General features: G+C 66.2%; 23 protein-coding genes. 6 read left to right on the top strand and 17 right to left on the bottom strand.

Annotation, left to right across the window (positions count from 1 at the left end):
- The first annotated feature begins 25 nt into the window (after positions 1 to 25).
- A complete protein-coding gene (locus M2432_RS19530) occupies positions 26 to 850 on the top strand; it encodes an HAD-IB family hydrolase (protein WP_280828554.1) in 825 nt (274 codons plus the stop codon).
- Positions 851 to 1,001: 151 nt separating this feature from the next.
- Complete coding sequence (locus M2432_RS19535) at positions 1,002 to 1,532, top strand: MaoC family dehydratase N-terminal domain-containing protein (protein WP_280828481.1); 531 nt, start codon at positions 1,002 to 1,004, stop codon at positions 1,530 to 1,532.
- A gap of 95 nt (positions 1,533 to 1,627) precedes the next feature.
- Here the strand turns inward: M2432_RS19535 and M2432_RS19540 are convergent, their stop codons facing one another.
- From M2432_RS19540 to M2432_RS19580, 9 genes are all read right to left on the bottom strand, one after another.
- The gene (locus tag M2432_RS19540) at positions 1,628 to 2,692 is read right to left on the bottom strand and encodes a lysophospholipid acyltransferase family protein (RefSeq protein ID WP_280828482.1); all 1,065 of its coding nucleotides are present in this window, start codon (positions 2,690 to 2,692) and stop codon (positions 1,628 to 1,630) included.
- Positions 2,693 to 2,725: 33 nt separating this feature from the next.
- The gene (locus M2432_RS19545) at positions 2,726 to 3,847 is read right to left on the bottom strand and encodes an SDR family oxidoreductase (RefSeq protein ID WP_280828483.1); all 1,122 of its coding nucleotides are present in this window, start codon (positions 3,845 to 3,847) and stop codon (positions 2,726 to 2,728) included.
- A gap of 39 nt (positions 3,848 to 3,886) precedes the next feature.
- Positions 3,887 to 3,988: an AURKAIP1/COX24 domain-containing protein gene (locus tag M2432_RS19550; RefSeq protein ID WP_003402602.1), complete on the bottom strand. Its 102-nt coding sequence runs from the start codon at positions 3,986 to 3,988 to the stop codon at positions 3,887 to 3,889.
- Positions 3,989 to 4,217: 229 nt separating this feature from the next.
- Positions 4,218 to 4,469, bottom strand: a complete 252-nt coding sequence (locus tag M2432_RS19555) for a helix-turn-helix domain-containing protein (protein WP_280828484.1) — start codon at positions 4,467 to 4,469, stop codon at positions 4,218 to 4,220.
- Positions 4,470 to 4,608: 139 nt separating this feature from the next.
- Positions 4,609 to 5,472 carry a pyrroline-5-carboxylate reductase gene (gene proC / locus M2432_RS19560; protein ID WP_280828485.1) on the bottom strand — a complete coding sequence of 288 codons (864 nt, stop codon included), beginning with the start codon at positions 5,470 to 5,472 and terminating at the stop codon, positions 4,609 to 4,611.
- Positions 5,473 to 5,481: 9 nt separating this feature from the next.
- The gene (locus tag M2432_RS19565; protein ID WP_280828486.1) at positions 5,482 to 6,318 is read right to left on the bottom strand and encodes a thioesterase family protein; all 837 of its coding nucleotides are present in this window, start codon (positions 6,316 to 6,318) and stop codon (positions 5,482 to 5,484) included.
- Positions 6,319 to 6,347: 29 nt separating this feature from the next.
- Entirely contained in the window at positions 6,348 to 7,193 is an 846-nt protein-coding gene (locus M2432_RS19570; RefSeq protein WP_280828487.1) for a sugar phosphate isomerase/epimerase, read from the bottom strand.
- Positions 7,194 to 7,199: 6 nt separating this feature from the next.
- Positions 7,200 to 8,312, bottom strand: a complete 1,113-nt coding sequence (locus M2432_RS19575; protein WP_280828488.1) for an FUSC family protein — start codon at positions 8,310 to 8,312, stop codon at positions 7,200 to 7,202.
- Positions 8,309 to 9,295, bottom strand: coding sequence for a Ppx/GppA phosphatase family protein (locus tag M2432_RS19580; protein WP_280828489.1), 987 nt, complete (start codon positions 9,293 to 9,295; stop codon positions 8,309 to 8,311). Before M2432_RS19580 ends, M2432_RS19575 begins: the two co-directional genes overlap by 4 nt.
- Positions 9,296 to 9,329: 34 nt before the next feature.
- Between M2432_RS19580 and M2432_RS19585 the strand changes: the two genes are divergently transcribed.
- Positions 9,330 to 10,136, top strand: coding sequence for a hypothetical protein (locus tag M2432_RS19585; protein ID WP_280828490.1), 807 nt, complete (start codon positions 9,330 to 9,332; stop codon positions 10,134 to 10,136).
- Between the two features lie 18 nt (positions 10,137 to 10,154).
- Here M2432_RS19585 and regX read toward each other — a convergent pair whose 3' ends face one another.
- From regX to M2432_RS19615, 6 genes are all read right to left on the bottom strand, one after another.
- A complete protein-coding gene (gene regX / locus M2432_RS19590) occupies positions 10,155 to 10,841 on the bottom strand; it encodes a two-component sensory transduction protein RegX (RefSeq protein ID WP_280828491.1) in 687 nt (228 codons plus the stop codon).
- Positions 10,838 to 12,052, bottom strand: a complete 1,215-nt coding sequence (locus M2432_RS19595; protein WP_280828492.1) for an ATP-binding protein — start codon at positions 12,050 to 12,052, stop codon at positions 10,838 to 10,840. Before M2432_RS19595 ends, regX begins: the two co-directional genes overlap by 4 nt.
- Before the next feature lie 124 nt (positions 12,053 to 12,176).
- Positions 12,177 to 12,920, bottom strand: a complete 744-nt coding sequence (locus M2432_RS19600) for a phosphoglyceromutase (RefSeq protein ID WP_280828493.1) — start codon at positions 12,918 to 12,920, stop codon at positions 12,177 to 12,179.
- Positions 12,921 to 13,134: 214 nt separating this feature from the next.
- Complete coding sequence (locus M2432_RS19605) at positions 13,135 to 13,641, bottom strand: YbjN domain-containing protein (protein WP_280828494.1); 507 nt, start codon at positions 13,639 to 13,641, stop codon at positions 13,135 to 13,137.
- Positions 13,642 to 13,672: 31 nt separating this feature from the next.
- Positions 13,673 to 14,947 (bottom strand): D-inositol-3-phosphate glycosyltransferase, encoded by a 1,275-nt coding sequence (gene mshA, locus M2432_RS19610; protein WP_280828495.1) that lies wholly within the window; start codon positions 14,945 to 14,947, stop codon positions 13,673 to 13,675.
- 58 nt (positions 14,948 to 15,005) lie between these two features.
- Positions 15,006 to 16,298 (bottom strand): ROK family protein, encoded by a 1,293-nt coding sequence (locus M2432_RS19615; RefSeq protein WP_280828496.1) that lies wholly within the window; start codon positions 16,296 to 16,298, stop codon positions 15,006 to 15,008.
- 254 nt (positions 16,299 to 16,552) lie between these two features.
- On the opposite strand from M2432_RS19615, the gene M2432_RS19620 reads away from it, so the two are divergent.
- A complete protein-coding gene (locus tag M2432_RS19620) occupies positions 16,553 to 17,320 on the top strand; it encodes an SDR family oxidoreductase (protein WP_280828497.1) in 768 nt (255 codons plus the stop codon).
- On the opposite strand, the gene M2432_RS19625 is transcribed toward M2432_RS19620, so the two are convergent.
- The gene (locus M2432_RS19625) at positions 17,295 to 18,605 is read right to left on the bottom strand and encodes an Ig-like domain-containing protein (protein WP_280828555.1); all 1,311 of its coding nucleotides are present in this window, start codon (positions 18,603 to 18,605) and stop codon (positions 17,295 to 17,297) included. The genes M2432_RS19620 and M2432_RS19625 overlap by 26 nt on opposite strands.
- Before the next feature lie 48 nt (positions 18,606 to 18,653).
- Positions 18,654 to 19,709 carry a UDP-N-acetylmuramate dehydrogenase gene (locus tag M2432_RS19630; protein WP_280828498.1) on the bottom strand — a complete coding sequence of 352 codons (1,056 nt, stop codon included), beginning with the start codon at positions 19,707 to 19,709 and terminating at the stop codon, positions 18,654 to 18,656.
- 26 nt (positions 19,710 to 19,735) lie between these two features.
- Here M2432_RS19630 and M2432_RS19635 point away from each other — a divergent pair, with 26 nt between their 5' ends.
- Together M2432_RS19635 and M2432_RS19640 are read left to right on the top strand one after the other, a co-directional pair.
- Entirely contained in the window at positions 19,736 to 20,242 is a 507-nt protein-coding gene (locus M2432_RS19635) for a DUF2505 domain-containing protein (protein WP_280828499.1), read from the top strand.
- A gap of 195 nt (positions 20,243 to 20,437) precedes the next feature.
- Entirely contained in the window at positions 20,438 to 21,292 is an 855-nt protein-coding gene (locus M2432_RS19640; protein WP_280828500.1) for a class I SAM-dependent methyltransferase, read from the top strand.
- The last annotated feature ends 12 nt before the right edge of the window (positions 21,293 to 21,304 follow it).

The raw sequence follows: 21,304 nt of genomic DNA on the forward strand, positions 1-21,304 counted from the left end.
TTGACGTGTGTCCGAGTCCAGCCGCGTGACCACCGACGAGCCCGCGGATGAGGGCGCGCCCGTCGTCGCCCCGCCGCCCCCTCCGGACCTGACCGCGGCGGCGTTCTTCGACGTCGACAACACCCTGGTGCACGGATCCTCGTTGGTGCACTTCGCCCGCGGCCTGGCCGCCCGCGACTACTTCACCTACTCCGATCTGGCCCGCTTCGGCTACGCGCAGGCCAAGTTTCAGCTGACCGGCAAGGAGAACAGCGACGATGTCGCAGCCGGCCGGCGCAAGGCGCTGTCGTTCATCGAAGGCCGGCAGACCGCCGAGCTGGAGGCCCTCGGCGACGAGATCTACGACGAGATCATCGCCGACAAGATCTGGCAGGGCACCCGGGCGCTGGCGCAGATGCACCTGGACGCCGGGCAGCAGGTATGGCTGGTCACCGCCACACCCAAAGAGCTGGCCGAGACCATCGCCCGCAAGCTCGGCCTGACCGGCGCGTTGGGCACGGTCGCCGAGTCGGTGGACGGCGTGTTCACCGGGCGGCTGGTGGGCGACATCCTGCACGGGGTCGGCAAGGCTCACGCGGTGCGGCAGCTGGCCATCCGCGAAGGGCTGAACCTGCGCCGGTGCACGGCCTATTCGGACAGCTTCAACGACGTGCCCATGCTGTCCCTGGTGGGCACCGCCGTCGCGATCAACCCGGACGCCGCGCTGCGCGATGTGGCCCGCGAACGAGGCTGGGAAATCCGGGACTTCCGCACCGCCCGCAAGGCCGCACGGATCGGGGTTCCGTCGGCGCTGGCACTGGGTGCGGTCGGCGGTGCGCTGGCCGCCATGGCGTCCCGCAAGGGCACCTAAACCCGGTTCTCTCCCCGTCCAAACGGACAAACGGGCCGCGATGTACGGAGTAGCCCCGACCATGTTGTCGATCTCGACGCCAGCCGCCGCGGCCGGCCCCAGGCCCGAAGCTGACCAAAGGCCCAGACATTCGCTGATAGGCTCACGCGCCATGGGCATTGCGGACGACATCATCGGAACCCACTACCGGTATCCGGACTACTTCGAGGTCGGCCGCGAGAAGGTCAAAGAGTTCGCTGCAGCGGTCCAAGACGACCACCCGGCGCACTTCTCGGAGGAGGCCGCAGCCGAGTGCGGTTCTGATGCCCTCATCGCGTCGTTGACGTTCATCGCGGTCGCCGGCCGGCGGGTCCAGCTCGAACTGTTCGACAAGTTCGATGTGCCGATCAACCTCGAGCGCGTACTGCACCGCGACCAGAAGCTGATCTACCACCGTCCGATCAAGGTCGGCGACAAGCTGTGGTTCGACTCGTACCTGGACTCGGTCATCGAGTCGCACGGCACCGTGATCAGCGAAATCCGTGCCGAAGTCACCGACGACAACGGCGAGCCGGTGATGACCAGCATCGTCACCATGCTCGGCGAGGCCTTGCACGATGGCGAGGCCGGCGAGGTCAGCGCCCAGATCGCCGCAGCCCGCGACGCCGCCATCGCGAAAATGGTTGCCGCACAAAACAGCTAACGTACAAAAAGGGGCCGCTCACCACGCGTGAGCGGCCCCTTTTGTACACGTTTCACGGCGTCTTGCTGCACAAACGCGCACGCTCGCGCAAAAAGTCAGATGAAGGTTCCGCGGCGGTTGGCCAGTAGTTGGTACAGCGTCTGCTGAATGGTCGCGCGCACCTGATCGGTCAACTCGAAGGTGATCATCGGGTCGTCAGCCGCGGTCTCGTCGTAATCGGCGGTTTCGATGGGCTCGCCAAACTGGATGTACCACTTGGACGGCAGCGGCAACATGCCGACCGGACCCGCCAGCGGGAACAGCGGCGTCAGCGGGAAATACGGCAGGCCGAAAAGCCGGGCCAGCAACTTCACGTCGGCGATCATCGGGTAGATCTCCTCGGAACCGACGATCGAGCACGGCACGATGGGCGCCCCGGCACGCAATGCCGCCGACACGAAGCCGCCACGGCCGAACCGCTGCAGTTTGTAACGGTCCCGGAATGGCTTACCCAGGCCTTTGTACCCCTCAGGAAACACCGCGGTCAGCTCGCCGGCGGCCAGCAACCGATGTGCGTCGCCGGTGCAGGCCATGGTGTGACCGGCCTTGCGCGCCGCCTGCCCGATCATGGGCATGTCGAAGACCATGTCGGCGGCCAGCAAACGCAAGTCGCGGTGCGCCGGATGCTTGTCGTGCACGGCCACCGAAGTCATGAGCCCGTCGAACGGCAGCACACCGGCGTGGTTTGCCACGATCAATGCTGCGCCCTCGGACGGCAGATTCTCGATGCCGGATACCTCAACCCTGAACCACGAGTTGAACAGCGTCCGCAGCAACGGCAAGAAGACCGCGTTGTTCAAGTGCGGGTCGAAGCCGAACTCGTCGACCACGTAGTCACCGGCCATCCGCTTCTGAATGAACTCCGACGCGTCGGCGATTCTTTTGGCCAGTTCGTTGGGCGTGTCGGTGCCATGGCCACTCGATGCGGCGAACCGATGCTCGTCGATCTCCCGGACCACGGCAGCGATCTGCTCGGCCGAAGCCCGGCTGCCCGGGTCACTCAGGAGCGAGGGATGTCGCAGCGAAGCTGCCCGCTGTGCGGCCTTCCGCTGCGCCGCACTGCGTGACGAATTCGAGTGCAGCGGAATCACTTTCGCTTTTGATTCGCCGGCCACGTCCACTTCTCCCCAATTAATAAGCTCAAGCTGGCTTCGTCAGCGCCCCCACCGCTGCGCTGCGGCCACCGCGCGACGTTCCACAGAGCCTACCCAACCCGGGTCAATGATGGGAGTCAGTCCACGTCCAGAGACGTAGTCGTCGAAAGCCTGCAAGGTGGTCCACTTGGGTTGGTACCCGAGATCCTTGGACATCCTCGTGGTGTCCATCACCCGGCCGTAGCTCAGGTAGTTGAGCTGTTCACGATCGAGCTCGATGTGGGTCGTCGCCCGGCGGAATGAATCGAACGCTGCCAGCGCCGTGCGCGGCATCGGCAGCGGAACGCGTCCGGACCGACGGATCGCCTGACTCATCATCATGACGCCGCTAGCACCGATGTTGAAGGTTCCGGCGCGGCCGGCCATCGTGGCGCGCTCCAGGGCCCCCAGAGCGTCCTGCTCGTGCAACAACTGCAAACGTGCGTCGTGTCCGAGCACCGATGGCACCACCGGCCCTGCCAGGTACCGCGACAGCGCGGTGTCCATGGCCGGACCGATCATGTTTGCCAGCCGCAGGATGGTCATGGCGATGTCGGGGCGGCGACGGGCCAGGCCTCTGGCATAACCCTCGATGTCGATGCTGTCCCGGGCGAAGCCCTCCCCCGGCGGGCGTCGAGAAATGCTGTCCTCGGTGAACATCACCGGATCACGCGGGTTGGACCCGTAGACCTCCGACGTCGACTTGAGGATGACGCGACGCACCGACGGTGCCTTCTGACAGGCCGCGAACAGTTGCATCGCGCCCATGACGTTGAGTTCTTTGAGCGTGGCCCGCCCGCCAGACCGAGGTGCGTACGAGGCCGCGGCCGCATGCACCACCGTGTCGACATCGCCGTTTCGGATCACCTTGGCAATAAACGGGTTCCTGATGTCGGCACGAACGAACTCGGCACGCCCCATCCGGCGCAGCATGTCCTTACTCGGCGTGACCGCATCAACTGCGATCACCTGCTCGATCAGGGGGTTCTGAGCCAACCTGGCAGTCAGAAAACCGCCCAGGAACCGGCATGCCCCGGTGACCAGCACCACCTTCGGGTGATGCACTGTCCCCGGGGTTTCTGCACCGGAATCTGATCCATTCGGCGCAGTGGGCCGGCTGCCTTGACGTCCGTCGGCTTCCATCCCGTCAGCCTAGTTGGCGACGCAGATGTGCGCTGCGGACTACTTACCGAGTTTTCTGCGCTGGACCCGGGTGCGACGAAGCAGCTTGCGGTGCTTCTTCTTCGACATGCGCTTACGCCGCTTCTTAATGACTGAACCCATGGACCTTGAAGTCTCCGCTACCTAGACGTCGATCTGTGAAGATCGGTGAAACCAACCCGGCTACTTTACCCGGCGAGGTTTCCAGCCACGAAAACGCCTGCTGAGTGCAGCTGTCCAGCCAGCGCGCAGCAGCGAACGGGGACCCAGCCGACACTCCCGTGCCGGCCCGTCCCGGAGCCTGTCGAACGCTGTCCCGGCTCACCGGCTCAGAGCCGGCGAGGCGGTCGCCTCAGACTGCGTCGTGGTACGAGGACTCAAGCAGGTCATGCACGGCCTTGGCGTGCACGCGAAATGATCGGCCGACACGCACAGCCGGCAACTCACCGTTGTGGACCAGTCGGTATACGGTCATCTTGCTGACCCGCATCAAGCTCGCAACCTCGGCGACTGTCAAAAACTGCGCCCGCGGCTGATCACCAGCGTCGCGTGCGGTTTTGCCACTGGCACTGTCTCGTGCCGATGGCCCGTTCATAGACGTCATCGCAACCCAATCAATCAGGCACGGCCAGCTCCAGCGGCTTCCCCTCCGCTGGCACCAACGCGCGCTTACATCGAGGAGAATAGCGTGGCCAATGGGGTTATTGCGACGGGTGTGGGGATATCAATTTGAAATCTTAGAACTACTCGGTTGTAATTCTCAGCTGCTCAGACCGTGTTTTTGCGGCCTCGACCGCGGCCGCAGCCGCGGCCCGCAGTCCCCCACGCTCCAGTTCCCGCAGCCCAGCGGCGGTGGTGCCGCCAGGAGAGGTGACCGCGGCCCTCAGCTGGGCGGCGCTGGCATCCAGCGAATCTGGACCTGTGCCCTCGCCCGAGGTTTCGATCCGATCCAGCAACATTGCTGCCGAACCGGCCATCGTTTGTGACACCAATTCGGTCGATACCGCCCGCGGCAGGCCCGCCGCGACGCCGGCGTCGATCAGGGCCTCGGCCATCAGGTAGAAGTACGCGGGCCCCGAGCCCGACACCGCCGTCACCGCATCCATCTGGGATTCGGGCACCCGCACCACGCCGCCGACGGCGCCGAAGATCAAGGACACCTCGTCGAGCTGATCGACGGTGGCAAAGCGCCCCGCAGACAAAGCACTGACACCCGCCCCGACCAGCATGGGCGTATTGGGCATGACCCGAACCACCGGCGAACCGGCCAACAGCTTCGACTCGTAGTAGCTGGTGCTCACCCCTGCGGCCACCGACACCAAAACCTGCTCGACGCTGTCGCGGGCCGCTTTCGCGGCGACCGCGGCAACCTCTGTCAGCACCGCCGGCACTGCGTCCGGTTTCACCGCGATGATCACGTAGTCGGCATTTTCTGCGGCATCACGCACATCGGTCACCCGCACCGAATAGGTGTCAGCAAGCTGCTTGGCCCGGTCCGGATAGGTCTCGGCCACCACCAAGTCCTTGGCTTGCCGTCCCGCCCGCAGTAGCCCCGAGAGCAGGGCCTCGCCGATATTTCCGCCGCCGATGATCGCGATTCTCACCACCGGCACAGCCTACGGTGCCGGGACCATCGCCAATTGCCGAGATTGGGCGATGATGCGTCCCAGGCCGTCGACCACCACGTGGTCCTCGTCGAACCATTCCTGGCCGATCTGGGTGGTCGTACACATCACCCGCAGCCAGCCGTCGGCCGGGATGGCCCGCAGGTACGCCGTCAGCTGGATGGTCGGCGCCCAACCCATCCGGTTCACCCCAAAAGTCACCGGAGCCGAGACATCACTGCACATCAGCGCGAACAGCAGGTCCGGTGCAGAGTCCTTGGGCCGGACCCAGTACTCGAAGACAGGAGGGCCCCCGTCGGCCCGCGGCTGCATGGTGATCAACGACGGCCGGATATCGCAGCCGTGCGCCAGGTGCACGATGTCCGCCATCGGATGCCCGGGGCCGATCGGCTCCAGCCCATTGGGCGGCTCTGGCGTCATCAACGGCACCACCGGGTTGGCCGACAGCAGCGGCGCGGCGTCGTCAGGTGTCCCGAGTGTCACCGCCACACGCACCGCTGTGCGCCCGCCCTGGGTCAGTTCAACGTCGGCCAGGCTTACCCTCCGGCCGCGCTTCCTGATGCTCACCACGACGTCCATAGACCCCGGATCGGGTGCCCACAGAAAGCTTCCGGAAACCGCGACCGGTTCGGCACCCCCGGGGACCGAATCGCCGAGCGCGGTTCTGGCCCCGTTCGCGCACAGCGCCAGCATCGCCCCGCCGTGGATCTTGGGGCCGATGGTCCAGTGCTCGTTCAACTCGCCGCGGAAGAGGTGACGGTCGCCGTCTGGGTCGGACTCGATCGGTGTCAGTGCCATCGCATGGGTGAACGACGTCGACCCGGCCATAGGGCTTCCTCCAGAAATTTCTCGGCCGCTCAGCGCATCAGATGCGTGCGCGCGAATTCCAACGACTCGACCAGCAACGCCTCGCGTTCGGCATTGTTCCGTGCGGCCGAGGTGGTCACCTCGAGGATGACGTGACCGGAGAACTCGCTCGCGGCCAGCATCTGGCAAATCTCGACGGTCGGCTGGGTGCCGCGGCCCGGCACCAGGTGCTCGTCGGTGGACGCGCCGTTGCCGTCGCAGAGATGCAGGTGCACCAGGCCCTCGCCCATCCGACGGGCCATGTCGATGGCGTCGGTGCCTGCGGTGGCGCTGTGCGACAGGTCCAGCGTGTAATGCGCGTGATTGCCGTCCAACGGGTCGAAGGAGGGCGCAAACGCCGAGATGCCCGCACCAGGTGCGCCGCCGCGCTTGCGCATTCTCTCGATGGACGGAGCGCCGGTTCCGAAAAAGCGGTCGGCCCGGAACGGGAACATGTTCTCCACCGCGACCAGCACCTCGCTGGCTGCCTCAAGTTCGACAACCTGGTCGGAGAAGCCCTCGGCGTACCGGCGCTGCCAACGAAACGGCGGATGCACCACCACGGTCTGGGCGCCGAGTTGCTCGGCGGCGCGCACGCTGCGTTCCAGTTTCGGAATCGGGTTGGGGCCCCAAACCCGTTGGGAAATAAGCAAACACGGCGCATGCACGCTCAGCACCGGCATGCCATAACGTTGCGACAGGACCTCGATGGCTTTGATGTCCTGGCTTACTGTTTCTGCCCACACCATGAGCTCGACGCCGTCGTAACCCAGGCGGGCGGCGTATTCGAAGGCCGCCTCGGTCCGCAAGGGATAGACCGAGGCGGTGGACAGACCGACCTTGATGGCGGGGCGCACAGGGCGTCAGCGGGCCAAAAGTAACGCCAGCGGGCCGAACGTCACCATGCCGCCGACGAGCATCGCGATCAGCGTGCTGGACAGGTCGTGGCTCTTGCGCACCACCCGCACGCCGGCCACCAGACCGAGGATGACCAGGCCGGACAGCACCAGCGCGACGATCATGTTCCACTTCCACAGCTGATCGAAGGCGAAGAACATGCCGGCGCCGAACGCGACGGCCAAGACGCTCTGCCCGACAGCCCACGCCTTGGGGGCCAGGTCCGTGCGCCGGTGTTCGGCCTGATCCGCTTCGCCGATGCCGTATTCGTCCCCGTGGTGCTCGAATTCGTCGCCCTCGGTGAGGTCATGTTCGAGGTCGCCGTCCAGATCGAACTCGTGGCGCTCGACGTCGGCGTCGCTGGCAAAACCCCCGAACAACGAGTCGTAACCGGAACTGCGGCCGGCCCGCGACGTCCCACGGGGGCTACCTGCACGAGTGTCGGCGGAGACCGACGCGTCGTCATCATCGTGCTCGACATCATGGTCATCGAACTCGACAGCGGGCAGGACGCCGGTCAAATCGAACAGATCGGGGTCGTCCTCAGCGCCGGCACCGACGTCCATGGCCTCGTCGACCGGATCAGGGCTCATCTCCTCGGCGGCGCGCACCGACTTGAAAGACGACCATCGTCCGGTGCGCTTGCGCGGCGCGACGAACTCCACCGGTTCGGCTTCGACTTCACGTTGCCGCAGGTGGGCGTCGTAGTCCGCCTCCACCGGATCGGGTTCTTCTTCAGGTGCCGCGTCTTCATGCGGGACCACAGGCAGCAGGTCGGTATGGTCCCCGTGATCGCCGTCGTCTCGGACACCGTTTCTGATGCCCGGGCCCTCGGCCTGGCTCTCGGTGGAGTCGTCGACTTCGCTGCGCTCTGCCTGCTCCAGTTCGGTCGGCGCACCGAGCGACAAAGAGTTCACGACGGGGATCTCGCCGGTGAGTTCGGCAACCGAGACCGAATCGCTGTTGCCGCGCCGACGTCGGCGACGCCCTCCCACTGGAGGTGCGCCGATGGTTCCGTTCTTGGCCAGAAGCTCTGCGACCGAGATCGGTCGCGTCCCAGCGAACTCTGAATCTGTCATCGTCTATTGCCTTTGGCGGCAGCTAAGCCCGCGAACGTCTCCACCAAGTCGCTTCCGTCGGCCTCACTGTCGAGTTTCCGCAGAATGACACCCTCTCGCAAGGCCCAAGGGCAAATATCCACGGAGTCGAGCGACAGCGCCCGCATGCTTGCTTCGGCCACCAACGCGCCGGCCACAATCTGTGGCGCGCGCTCGGCACTCACCCCTTCCAACTCGGCTCTGTCGGCCGTGGTCATCCTAGAGATGAAAGATATGAGCTGTCTGAGGCCAGCAGCTGTCAAAGTCCTTGTCACTCGCGGTCCGGCACCTGAGGGCGCCGCGCCGGTCAGCCGCGCCAGCGACCGGAAGGTCTTCGACGTAGCGACGGTCAGGTCGGGCATTCCAGACGACAATATCCTCGACGCCGCGTCGGAAAGCTCGGTATCAAGCCAGTCGCGCAGCATGCCCACCCGCCGCCGGCCGGGCGGGTCGTCCTGCAGCCATTCACGGGTCAAACGGCCCGCACCCAGCGGCAATGACAGCGCCACGTCGGGTTCTTCGTCGATACCGCTGGACAGTTCCAGCGACCCGCCACCGATGTCGAGGTTGATGATCCGGCCTGCGCTCCAGCCGTACCAGCGGCGCACGGCCAAGAAGGTCAACCGCGATTCGTCGACGCCGGAAAGCACCTGCAGCTGCACGCCGGTCTCGGCCCGGACCCGCGCCAGGACGTCGTCGGAGTTGGTGGCGTCCCGGACTGCAGATGTGGCGAACGCCATAAGTTCCGCACACCCCGAACTGGTGGCGATCTTGGCGAATTCGTCGACAGTGTCGACCAGCTTGTCGGCGCCCTTGCGGGTCAACTTGCCGGAGTTGTCGATGGCCTCGGCAAGGCGCAGCGAAGCCTTGGTCGAACTCATCGGGGTCGGATGACCACCCCGGCGCGCATCGACCACCAGCAGATGAACCGTATTACTGCCAACGTCGAGCACGCCCAATCGCACGCAAACCACGGTAGCCGGTCTACCGTTGCACGCTGTGACCGCATCAGAGGTAAGCGCTGCCGGAAAGACCGGTTCCGGCGAGGTCGGGCTGGACTTTGCCCGCGAATGGGTGGAGTTCTTCGATCCTGAGAACTCGGAGCATCTGATCGCGGCGGATCTGACCTGGCTACTGTCCAAGTGGACTTGCGTTTTCGGTACCCCGGCCTGTCGCGGCACCGTCGAAGGACGGCCGGACGACGGCTGCTGCAGCCACGGCGCGTTCATGGCCGACGATGACGACATCGCCCAGTTGGAGGAATCGGTCAAGCTGCTGACCGACGAGGACTGGCAGTTCCGGGACAAGGGTCTGGGCCGCAAGGGCTACCTGGAGATGGACGAGTACGAAGACAAACCCAACTTGCGGACGCGCAAGTACAAGGGTGCGTGCATCTTCCTCAACCGGCCCGGTTTCCCCGGCGGGATCGGCTGCGCGTTGCACAGCAAAGCGCTCAAGCTCGGTGTCGAGCCGCTGACCATGAAACCCGAGGTCTGCTGGCAGCTGCCGATCCGCCGAACCCAGGAATGGGTGACCCGGCCCGACGGCACTGAAATTCTGCGGACGGCTATCACCGAGTTCGACCGCCGCGGCTGGGGTGAGGGCGGGCACGACCTGGCTTGGTACTGCACCGGCGACCCGGCTGCGCACGTCGGCGCCAAGGCGGTGTGGGAGTCATACGCGGCCGAACTGACCGAGTTACTCGGGGCGAAGGTGTACGCCGAACTGGCCAAACTGTGCCGGCGCCGGGCCGGCCTCGGGCTGGTCGCGGTTCACCCCGCGACCAAGGCGGCCGAGAAGAAGTAGTCGGGGACCGGTCCCCGACTAGCCCTCCAACTTGTAGCCCAACCCGCGCACCGTCACCAGGTGCACCGGGTTGGCCGGGTCTGCCTCGATCTTGGAGCGCAGTCGCTTGACGTGCACATCCAGCGTCTTGGTGTCGCCGACATAGTCGGCACCCCACACCCGGTCGATCAGCTGGCCGCGGGTCAGCACTCGCCCGCTGTTGCGCATCAGGTACTCCAGGAGGTCAAACTCCTTGAGCGGCAAGGTGATCGGCTCACTGTTCACCGACACGATGTGCCGCTCGACGTCCATCCGCACCGGGCCGGCCTCGAGCACGCCATCCGGGCCACCCCCGTCGTCGGATTCGCCGCCGCGGCGCAGCACCGCACGGATCCGGGCGATCAGTTCCCGAGCCGAATAAGGCTTGGTGACGTAGTCGTCAGCACCCAGTTCCAGCCCCACGACCTTGTCGATCTCACTGTCCCGCGCGGTGACCATGATCACCGGGACGCTGGAACGGGCCCGCAGCTGCTTGCATACGTCGGTGCCGCTCATGCCAGGCAGCATCAGGTCCAGCAGCACGATATCGGCTCCGGAACGGTCGAATTCGGCCAACGCCGAGGGGCCGTCGGTGACGACGGTGGCTTCGAAGCCCTCCTTGCGGAGCAGGAAAGCCAGGGGATCAGCCAGGGACTCCTCGTCCTCCACGATCAGCACGCTGGTCATTGGTTCTGACGCCCTCCTAATGATGGGACCGAATGATCATCCGACGCTGCAACGTCGGTGTCGTCCGAGTCGAGACAAGCCGGGATCGACAGCGTGAAAGTCGACCCGGTGCCCGGCTGACTCCACAGCCGGATGGTTCCATTGTGGTTGGCCGCAACATGTTTGACGATGGCCAACCCCAGCCCGGTACCGCCGGTGGCCCGGGACCGCGCCTTGTCGACGCGGAAGAATCGTTCGAAAACCCGCTCCTGGTCGGCTTTCGCGATGCCGATACCGCGGTCGGTCACCGCGATCTCGATATTGTCGCCGCGCCGGCGCCGACTGATCGACACCTGAGAACCCTTGGGCGAGTAAGCAATCGCGTTGGACACCAGGTTCGCCAGGGCGGTGGACAGCAGCGTTTCACTGCCCAGCACCTGGTAGCCGTGCGGCGTATCGGTGGTGATCGCGATGTCGGCGTTGTCGGCGGCCACCTTATGTCGCGAAACCACCTCCGCCACAATGGAATCTACGTCGACAGCGGCCAGATCCGGCAGCGGCTCGGCACCCTGCAGCCGGGACAGTTCGATCAACTCACCGACCATGTTGGCCAGGCGGTTGGACTCGGTGACGATCTTCTCGGCGAACCGGGTCACTGTCTCCGGGTCCTCCGCGGACGCCAGCAGCGCCTCCGCCAACAGGCCCATGGCACCCACCGGCGTCTTGAGCTCGTGGCTGACGTTGGCCACGAAGTCGCGCCGGCTGGCCTCCATGCGGGCCTGTTCAGACTGGTCGTCGACGTAGACCACCGCGAACCGGCCATCCTGTTCAGTCAACTGACGCACCTGGCCCCGGATGGACAGACTGGCGCGGCCGTTGCGCCGCTTGGCCGGGGCGAGCGCGAACTCCACGTCTTCGCCGGTGGCCAGGGTGCGCTGGGCTGCTGCCCAGGCCTGGTCCTCCAATAAGCGGTCGCGCACCAGGCCCAGCTCGCGGGCCCGGCCGTTCGTGTAAACCACATCACGATAAGTGTCGACAACAGCGATCCCGACCGGCGACAGCGACACGATGTAAGCGAACATCTGTGACAGCGTCATGCCGGCCTGCTCTGCCGCGCGGCGCTGCCGGCGTTCGATCAGCCGGGGCGCGAGCAGCACACCCGCCACGATTCCGGTGACCAACGCAAGCAATGCCGTGACTGCCACCAAAGGCAGCGCAGACGACACACTCACGTGCGAAATCGTACGCATTGGGTGAACGTCATCCCAGCAACGTGCGGCCAGATTGGGACACGTCACACAGACAAATCCAGGTATTCGGCTGGTGTTTACCCGCGTTCACCCGACGTTTGCTGAGCTAGTTCTTCTTGGCGCCTTGGGCCGCCACTGCAGCGGCACCGGCCGCGGCGGCCTCCGGGTCCAGGTATTCGCCGCCCGGGATGGTCGGATTGAGGTCTTCGTCGAGCTCGTACCGCAGTGGGATGCCGGTCGGGATGTTGAGGCCGGTGATCTCGTCCTCAGACATACCGTCGAGGTACTTGACCAATGCCCGCAACGAATTGCCGTGCGCGGCGATCAGCACCGTCTTGCCGGCCCTTAGATCGGGGACGATGGCCTGCTCGTAGTACGGCACGAACCGCTCGACCACATCGGCCAGGCATTCGGTCAACGGGGCCTCGATTCCCGCGTACCGCGGGTCGCCGTCCTGGCTATAGGTGCTGCCCTTTTCGATCGGCGGCGGCGGGGTGTCATAGCTGCGCCGCCACGCCATGAACTGCTCCTCGCCGTATTTGGCGAGGGTCTCGGCCTTGTTCAGGCCCTGCAGAGCGCCGTAGTGGCGTTCGTTGAGGCGCCAATCGCGATGCACCGGAATCCAGTGCCGGTCGGCGGCGTCCAGCGCCAGGTTCGCAGTGTTGATCGCCCGGCGCAGCAGCGAGGTGTACAGCACGTCGGGCAGCACGCCCTGCTCGGCCAGCAGCTTGCCACCGCGAACGGCCTCAGCCCGGCCCTTGTCGGTCAGGTCGACGTCGACCCACCCGGTGAACAGATTCTTCTCGTTCCACTGGCTCTCACCATGACGAAGCAGGATCAAGGTCGACATGGGCTCGATCTTCTCACGTGCAGCTTTGCCTAACGAAAGTGGGCGAAAGGGCCACTCCAGAGGGCCTGCCGGCAACCGTTTCGTCCGTCCCGACGAGCGGGCCAAGCCGGGAATGACGCTGCTCACCCGGCAACTTCGTGCCGCAGGAGGGCCGACCCGCCGGACGCCATGCCAGCCCTGGAAGGGCGGTGTAACCCGAGGCCGCTACTTGGCCCTACTCCGGGCGCAGGTGCTCGAACGCTTTGAGGTTCGTCAGCGACTCACCGCGGGACAGTCGCCACTCCCATTCCTTCTGAATGGACGTCCGAAAACCCAGCTCAAGCAGGGTGTTGAAGTCGAAGTCGACGGCCTCGATGACCTGGCCCAACAGCCGGTCGATCTCCTCGGGCGTCACCGCGTGCAGCGACACGCGGCCCACCAGATAGATGTCCCCGACGTTGTCCAGCGTGTACGCCATGCCGTACAACCGCCGATTGCGGCGCAGCAGGTATTTGTAGACGCCCTCGAAATTCTCGTCCGGCTGGCGGCAGACGAACGCCTCCAACCGCACTCCGTGCGCACTGATGCTCAGCAGTGTGTTGGTCATCAGCCGACGCTCACCGGGCAGTGCTACCGCGATGCCCGGCCGGCCGTTGACGCCACCATCGTGATGGGAGAACTCCAGTTCATGCGCGCGCAGCGTGTCCACGATCAACTGCTCGACCTCGGCGGCAGAGCTCATGCGCGATCCGCCTCCGCTACTCGCTGATCACTCATGCGCGCACTCCCCTTCGCATCGAGAATCGACGGGCCCTGCGCGACAACGCATCCCTGCGTGGTCGACGACCCCGATAATCGGAAATCGCCCGGTTGTAACTGGCCAGCAGTGCATCGACGGTGTGCGCCCAGGAGAACTCCGAGGCGTGCCGTAATGCGCCGTCCCGCAACGTTTCTGCGCGGGCCAGCGCCGACCTCAGAGCCACGGCCCAATCGTCAGGATCATGGGAGCCCACCAGCACCCCACTGACCTCGTCACGCACTGCCACCGGCAGACCGCCGACCGCGGCCGCCACCACCGGTGTCCCACAGGCCTGCGCCTCCACTGCGACCAACCCGAAGGATTCCGAATAGCTGGGCACCGCAACAACATCCGCGGCCCGGTAAACATTGACCAGGTCCAAACGCGACTGCGGCGGCAAGAACATCACACGGTCAGCGATACCCAGTTCACCGGCCAACGAAACCAGCCCGTCCGGTGCCGCCAGGCCACTGCCCGACGGTCCACCGGCCACCAGCACGCGCACTCCAGGCATCTGCGCCGCGGCGCGCAGCAATACGTCCGGCGCTTTCAACGGCTGAATCCGTCCGATGAAGGCGACCACCGACTCATCAGCTGAAAGCCCAAGTGCGGCACGGGCTTCGCCCTTGTCGCCCGGCGTGAACACGGCTAGGTCGACTCCGGGGTACACCACGTCGATTCGGGACGGGTCCGCATGGTGCAGCGAAACCAGTTGCTGCGCTTCATCTTCGGTGTTGACGATCAGCCGGTCGGCAGCGTCCACCACCTGCTGCTCACCGACCGCACGCAACGCCGGCTCGGGGGTATCGCCCTGCGCCAACGACAGATTCTTCACCGCGGCCAGAGTGTGTGCGGTGTGAACGAGGGGTACCGCCCACCGGTCAGAGGCCAGCCAGCCGACCTGACCGGACAGCCAGTAGTGCGAGTGCACGATGTCGTAGTAGCCAGGCTCATGGTTGGCTTCGACGCGCAGCACTCCGGCGGTGAACGCACACAGCTGGGTCGGCAGGTCGTACTTGTCCAGCCCCTCGAACGGGCCGGCAACCACGTTTCGCACCAGCACCCCGGGTGCCACTCGCACCACCGGCGCATCGCTGGACGAGGTGGCTCGGGTGAAAATCTCCACCTCGACGCCGCGGCGGGCCAACTCCAGCGCACTCTGCAGGACGTAGACATTCATACCGCCGGCATCGCCGGTGCCGGGCTGGGCTAGCGGCGAGGTATGGACCGACAAGACGGCGACACGCACACCTCCATCCTTGCACCGGTCAGGTTCTGGCCTCGTGGCCGGTGGTCCAAGCTGGGGTTTAGGCGCCGCGCAGGGCCCGCCGCATTGCACCGATCGGGTCGGCGTACAGGCCGCCCAGCGACACCACGCCGGCACCCGCTTCCTGCACCCTGTTGCCGAACGTCGTCATCCGGATATTCCGGGCGCCCAGCACACTGCGGTCCGCGAAAGCCTTGTCGACCAGCGGAAAGCCCTCGGGGTATTCGGTGAACGCCTGCCCGCCGACCACCAGGTCGTCGGGGTTGAGCAGGTCGCGCAGCAAGGCCACCGCCTCACCGAGGACCCGGGCACGCTCGGCAAGCAACTCGACGGCCGCGGTGCTGCCGGACCGGGCCGCACGCAGCACCGAGGCGAGAGTCGACGTCGGCCCTTCAGCGGGCACGATGCGCTGCTTGCGGGCCGCGTTCAGCACCGCCTCGTCGCTGACCGTGGATTCCAACCGTCCGGTGCCGCCGAGCAGCTCCGAGAACACCGGCAGTGCCGAAATGGTGCCCGGGCCGCTGAACGGCGAATGCACCTTGCCACCGATCGACAGCGCATAGCCGACCGTCTCGCGGGCGTACACATAGAGGCTTGTTGCACTCTCGGTCGCGGCCGCTGACCGGCGCGCGCCGAGCAGCAACTCCGCACCCGCCATGGCGTCCACGTGCGAAGCCAGGGACACCGGTAGCCCCAGCCGCTGGGCCAGCACCGGCCCGACGGGTGCGTCCGCCCAGCCCAGCCGTGGATGGTCGAGATGACCGGTCGCACTGTCGACCACGCCACCGGCTGCCACACCCACCCACAGCGGCCGGCGCCGGTGCCAGCGGCTCAGGTAGCGCAGCGCGCTCTCGGCCAGCGATGACAGCGCCGTGCTCTGGTTGCCGCGCGGCGTGGGGGTCTCGACCACGTCCAGCGTGCGGCCGAACAGGTCGGTGGCAACCATTGCCGTGCTCCGCGCACCGATGTGCAGGCCCAGCGTCAGGAACGGTTCGTGGTTGACCTCGACGGGGACCCGCGGCCGACCGATCGCCCCGGATACCGCCAGGTCGGCGCGTTCCCGCAACACCCCGACGTCGAGCAACGCGGTGACCTGGCGGTTCACGGTGGCGATGCTGAGCCCGGTGGCCTGCGCAATCACGTCGCGGGCGATGGGGCCACGCAGGCGCGCCGCTCCGAAAACAGAGCCGGACGCAGCGTCGGCAACCCGCAACGACGGCGCGACGACGTGGTGCCGCGCGAGGAGCGCGCGTTTGGCGTGCGCGGCAGAACGGATGCCGGAAGGGGTAGAAACGCCGGCGGCGGGAGAAACGACAGTGGCAGAAGTACGCATTGAGTGTCCTAGGGAAAGAAGTCGGGCGGTGGGTCTGCGGGCCACACCTGGCGACATCTAGGACAGCGGGAAGCGTCCGGTCTCAGTCAGGCGCGGCGAAAAGCGCGACAACAACACGAACGCCGCAACGCGACGACGGATGCCTGACTGAGATTCACGAGGAGGAATTTAGCACGCCCACAACGCCGTACGACGATCGAGCAGCGAGGGACGAGTCGCGTTGAGGAGTGCGGCCAATGACTAAGGTCGGTCACATGTCATCCGCAGAACACCCCGTCCGCGTCGCTGTGGTCACCGGTGCCAGCTCAGGAATTGGCGCCGCCACCGCGAAAACCCTTGCCGGCCTTGGCTTTCACGTGGTCTGCGCAGCTCGCCGAGCCGACCGGGTCAGCGCCTTGGCGCAAGAAATCGGCGGTACCGCCGTTGTCGCTGATGTCACAGACCAGGCTTCGGTCGACGCGTTGGCGGCCCGCGCCGCCCAACTGGGTGCCGTGCACGTGCTGGTCAACAACGCCGGCGGCGCGAAGGGTCTGGCACCGGTTGCCGAGACCGACCTGGCGCACTGGGACTGGATGTGGCAGACCAACGTTATAGGCACCTTGCGGGTGACCCGGGCACTGCTGTCGGCACTGATCACCTCCGGTGACGGGTTGATCGTCACAGTCACCTCGATCGCCGCGCTGGAGACCTACGACAACGGCTCGGCCTATATCGCCGCCAAGCACGCTCAGGGCGCCATGCATCGCACGCTGCGCGGTGAGCTGCTCGGAAAACCGGTGCGGCTCACCGAGATTGCGCCCGGCGCGGTCGAGACCGAATTCTCGCTGGTGCGCTTCGACGGTGATGAGGCGCGCGCAGACGCGGTCTACCAGGGCATCACGCCGTTGGTCGCGCAGGATGTCGCCGAGGTGATCGGTTTTGTGGCGTCCCGCCCGCCGCACGTCGATCTGGACCAGATCGTCATGCGGCCTCGGGACCAGGCGCCCTACAGCCGGTTCAACCGCCGGGCAGCATCGCAGTAGAAGTCGAACTCGACGAAGTGGAGCTCGAGGTCGCCGGGCCCTGCGGCGGCGGCGTGGTGGTCGTCGTCGGGATGCCCGAGTAGGTCGGCGCATCGGTCGGGGTGACCGGTACGCTCTGCGGGATCGAGGTGGCCGGCGGCGCCGCGTTCGGCCACGGCAGTGCCGACATGGACACCCAGGTGTCCCAGTCGACGGCCCAGTCCCACAGGTCACCGTCGGCATAGGACAGCTGGATGGAGGTTCCGGTGACCTCGACCGGGTCGCCGTAGATGGCGGTGTGGAAGTACTGCTGCGCGTTGTCGGTGGACAGGTTGATACACCCGTTGGTGACGTTGGTGTTGCCCTGCGCCCCGGAGCTGGCCGGGTTGGCGTGGATGAACTCGCCGTTGTTGGAGATACGCACCGCCCAGCGCTCGTGGATGTGGTCGTAGCCGGCGGCCGGGTTGGACATCCAGAAGTCGGCGTACTTCTCGCTGACCACGTGCGTGCCGCTGCGGGTCACGTTGCGTGGCTTGTCGGCCTCGCCGTAGCTGCACGGGAAGTCGAACAGCACGCCACCGTCGGTGATCACCTGGATGCGGTGGCTGGCCGCGTCGGCCTTGACCACCTGGCGGCGGCCGATGGTGATGTCCAGCGTGGAGTCCTGCGCACCGTACGCGCCATCGCCAAAGGGGATGCCGTACAGCTTCGCCGAGACGCTGACCTTTGTCCCGGCCGGGTAGTACTCGCGGGTGCGCCAGTGCATGCGCGAGCCCTCGCGCTCGTCGGGCAGCCATGCCCAGCTGCCTTCGACCGGCGGCTCGGTCGTGACCTTGACGTTGCGTTCGACGGAGGCCTTGTCGGTGACCGACGAATCAAACTGCAGGATGATCGGCGCGGCGATTCCGACGGTCTGCCCGTCAGCGAGCTGGAACTGTGCGTTGACCTGCTTGGACGGGTTCACCGTGGTGATGGTGCCGGCCACCGGTACGGCCTTGCCGTCACGGCCGACGACCGAGCCGTCCCACTTGTAGGAGACGCCGTAGCCGAGCGGCTCGGTGGTGTTGAACGAGGTCCGGTCCTTGTTCAGGACGCCGGCGACCTGCTTGCCGTCGGGGTTGGTGAGCGTCACCTTCTGGAACCAACCGTCGGCGACATCGACACCGATCGGGGCGGTGGGCACCACATCGGTGGCATCGACAGCCGGTCGATAGGTGATTACCGGGCCCGCAGCGGCCGGTGCCTCGGTCGGATGCCCCGAGGTCTCAGAACACGCGGCGAGTACACCCGATGCACCCACCGCCATCGCAGTGAGGAGCTGTCGCCGGTTGACTGTCACGTGTATTGAAGATACCTACAGCGAACAGCCAATTAGGCATGGCTCAGGTGTGAGATCGATCCCGAAGGCCGATTTGACCCCGTCCCGGACGGCACGGGCCAGGGCCAACAGGTCGGCGCTGGTAGCAAATCCGCGGTTGGTCAGCGCCAGTGCGTGCTTGGTCGAGAGCCGCGCTGGCGCACCGTCACCGGGGTAACCCTTGCAGAATCCGGCCTGCTCGACCAGCCAGCCGGCGGCCAGCTTGACCCCATCCTCCGCCGGGTAGTTGGGCACCGGGCCACTGTGGGTTTCCTGGATACGCGCAAACACCGCGTGCGCGACAACAGGATTGGTGAAGAACGAGCCGGCGCTCCAGGTGTCGTGGTCAGCGTCGTCGAGCACCATGCCCTTGCCTGCGCGCAACTCCAGGACGGCCTGGCGAACCTGAAGCGGGTCGGCGCGCTGGCCAGGCTTGACGCCGAGCTTGGCAGACAGTTCGCCGTAGCGCAGCGGCGCGCTGCGGCCGGCGGGGTCCAAAGTGAACTCGACCTCCAGCACCACCGCATCAGATGAGTTCTTCAACACACTGTGCCGGTAGCCGAAGCCCAGCTGGGCGGGCTCAACCCAAGCGTCTTCGCCGGTCCGCCGGTTGTAGAGCCGAACCCTGCTGATGGTGTCGGCGACCTCGGCCCCGTAGGCACCGACGTTCTGCACCGGCGTCGCACCTGCCGTACCTGGGATGCCCGAGAGGCACTCCAGCCCACTCAGGCCGTGCGCCAACGAGGTGACCACGACGTCGTCCCACAGCGCGCCGGCCTCGGCGCGCAGGAGGTTGCCCTGGACTGTGATCTCGGTGTTGGCCAGCAACACCACGGTCAGGTCTATGGCGTCGTCGGCGAGCAGCACGTTGGAGCCGCCGGCCAGCACCAGCACATTGTCGATGTCACTCAGCGCTTTCAGCGCAGCAACGATCTTGTCGGTGGTGTCGCACCTCACGAGCCGTTTGGCGACGGGCCCGACCCGGAAGGTGGTCAGCGGCGCCAACGGCACGTCGTGCGCGACCGTCACGCCACCGATATCCGAACTGACCACGGCCGCTAACGGTAGCGTGGGCGGCTATGCCCCGGTCCTTCGACATGGTCGCCGATTACACCGGCACGGTCGATGAGGTGCACCGGGCCTTCTTCAACAAGGCCTACTGGCTGGCCTTGATGGCCGATTCCGCCGCCAGCGTCGCCACCCTGGACTCGATAACCGATGACGGCCACGGCGGCGTGGACGTCGCTACCAGTCAGACCATGCGTGCCGACGGCCTGCCCGCCGTGGCCACCCAGTTCCACCGGGGCGATCTGAGCGTGGTCCGCGAGGAACACTGGGGCCCGCTGGTCGACGGGCGGGCGACGGGCACGGTGCATGCGCACATTCCCGGCGCGCCTGCCACCGTCTCGGGCACCTCCCTGCTGGAAGCGTCCGACAACGGCGCTCGGATGTATCTCACCGCTAGCGTCGAAGTGCGTATCCCGCTGGTCGGCGGCAAGATCGAGGGGCTGATCGGGCACCTGGTCATCGATCTGATTCGGATCGAACAGGAATTCACCAACAAGTGGATCGCCGACGGGCACTAAGGCCTGCGCCCCGCGCGAGAACCACCACCGTTTTAACGTCCGTCACTTCAGCACCGATCTGTCCACCAGCACCCTCTTCCGGAACGTGATACCGAGTTCCGGATGTGGGTTGGGCACCTTTGACCGGTGCTGAAGTGACGGATGTGACCTCCGGCGGGTCCCCGCCCACGCGAATACCAGCCCTAGACTCGGACCATGAACTCGCCCGTCGGCCAGCCACGGGGCACATTGGTCGGCCAGCCACGGGGCACATTGGTCGGCCAGCCACGGGGCACATTGGTCGGCCAGCCGACGCGTGGGACCACGGGCTACAACCGACTCCGTCGCAGCGACCGCTGGCTGGTGCATTCACCACAGGTACGCACCGCATTGGCCGCCGCGGCCGACCCCCTGGTGATCGACCTGGGCTACGGCGCCCTGCCGGTGACGACGCTGGAGCTGGCCGGCCGACTACGCCGGATCAGACCCGATGTGCGGGTGGTTGGCCTGGAGATTCACCCCGAGCGGGTGCGGCTGGCCCGCGAACTGGCCGGAGACGCCGCAGAATTCGCCCTCGGCGGGTTCGAATTGGCCGGCTACACCCCGATTTTGGTGCGGGCCTTCAATGTGCTGCGGCAGTACGACGTCGCCGACGTACCCGCGGCATGGGCGCAGATGCAGTCCCGGCTGGCCCCCGGCGGCCTGCTGGTCGACGGCACCTGCGACGAACTCGGGCGGCGCTGCTGTTGGGTACTGCTCGACGCCGCCGGGCCCGTCAGCCTGACCCTGGCATGCGACCCTTTCGCCATCGAGCGACCCTCCGATCTTGCCGAGCGGTTGCCGAAAGTGCTTATCCACCACAATGTTCCAGGCCAGCCTGTGCACGACTTACTGCGGGCCGCCGACCGCGCCTGGGCGACGGCGGCCGGACATGGGGTGTTCGGCCCGCGGGTGCGTTGGCGCGCGATGGTGGAACTACTTGTTGCCGAAGGCTTTCCGATTGCACCACCACGGCGACGCCTGCGTGACGGCGTGCTGACGGTGCCATGGACGGCCGTGGCGCCAGTCTGAGGACGGGCGACC

It is taken from the genome of Mycobacterium sp. OTB74 (assembly GCF_029892685.1).
Taxonomy (GTDB): domain Bacteria; phylum Actinomycetota; class Actinomycetes; order Mycobacteriales; family Mycobacteriaceae; genus Mycobacterium.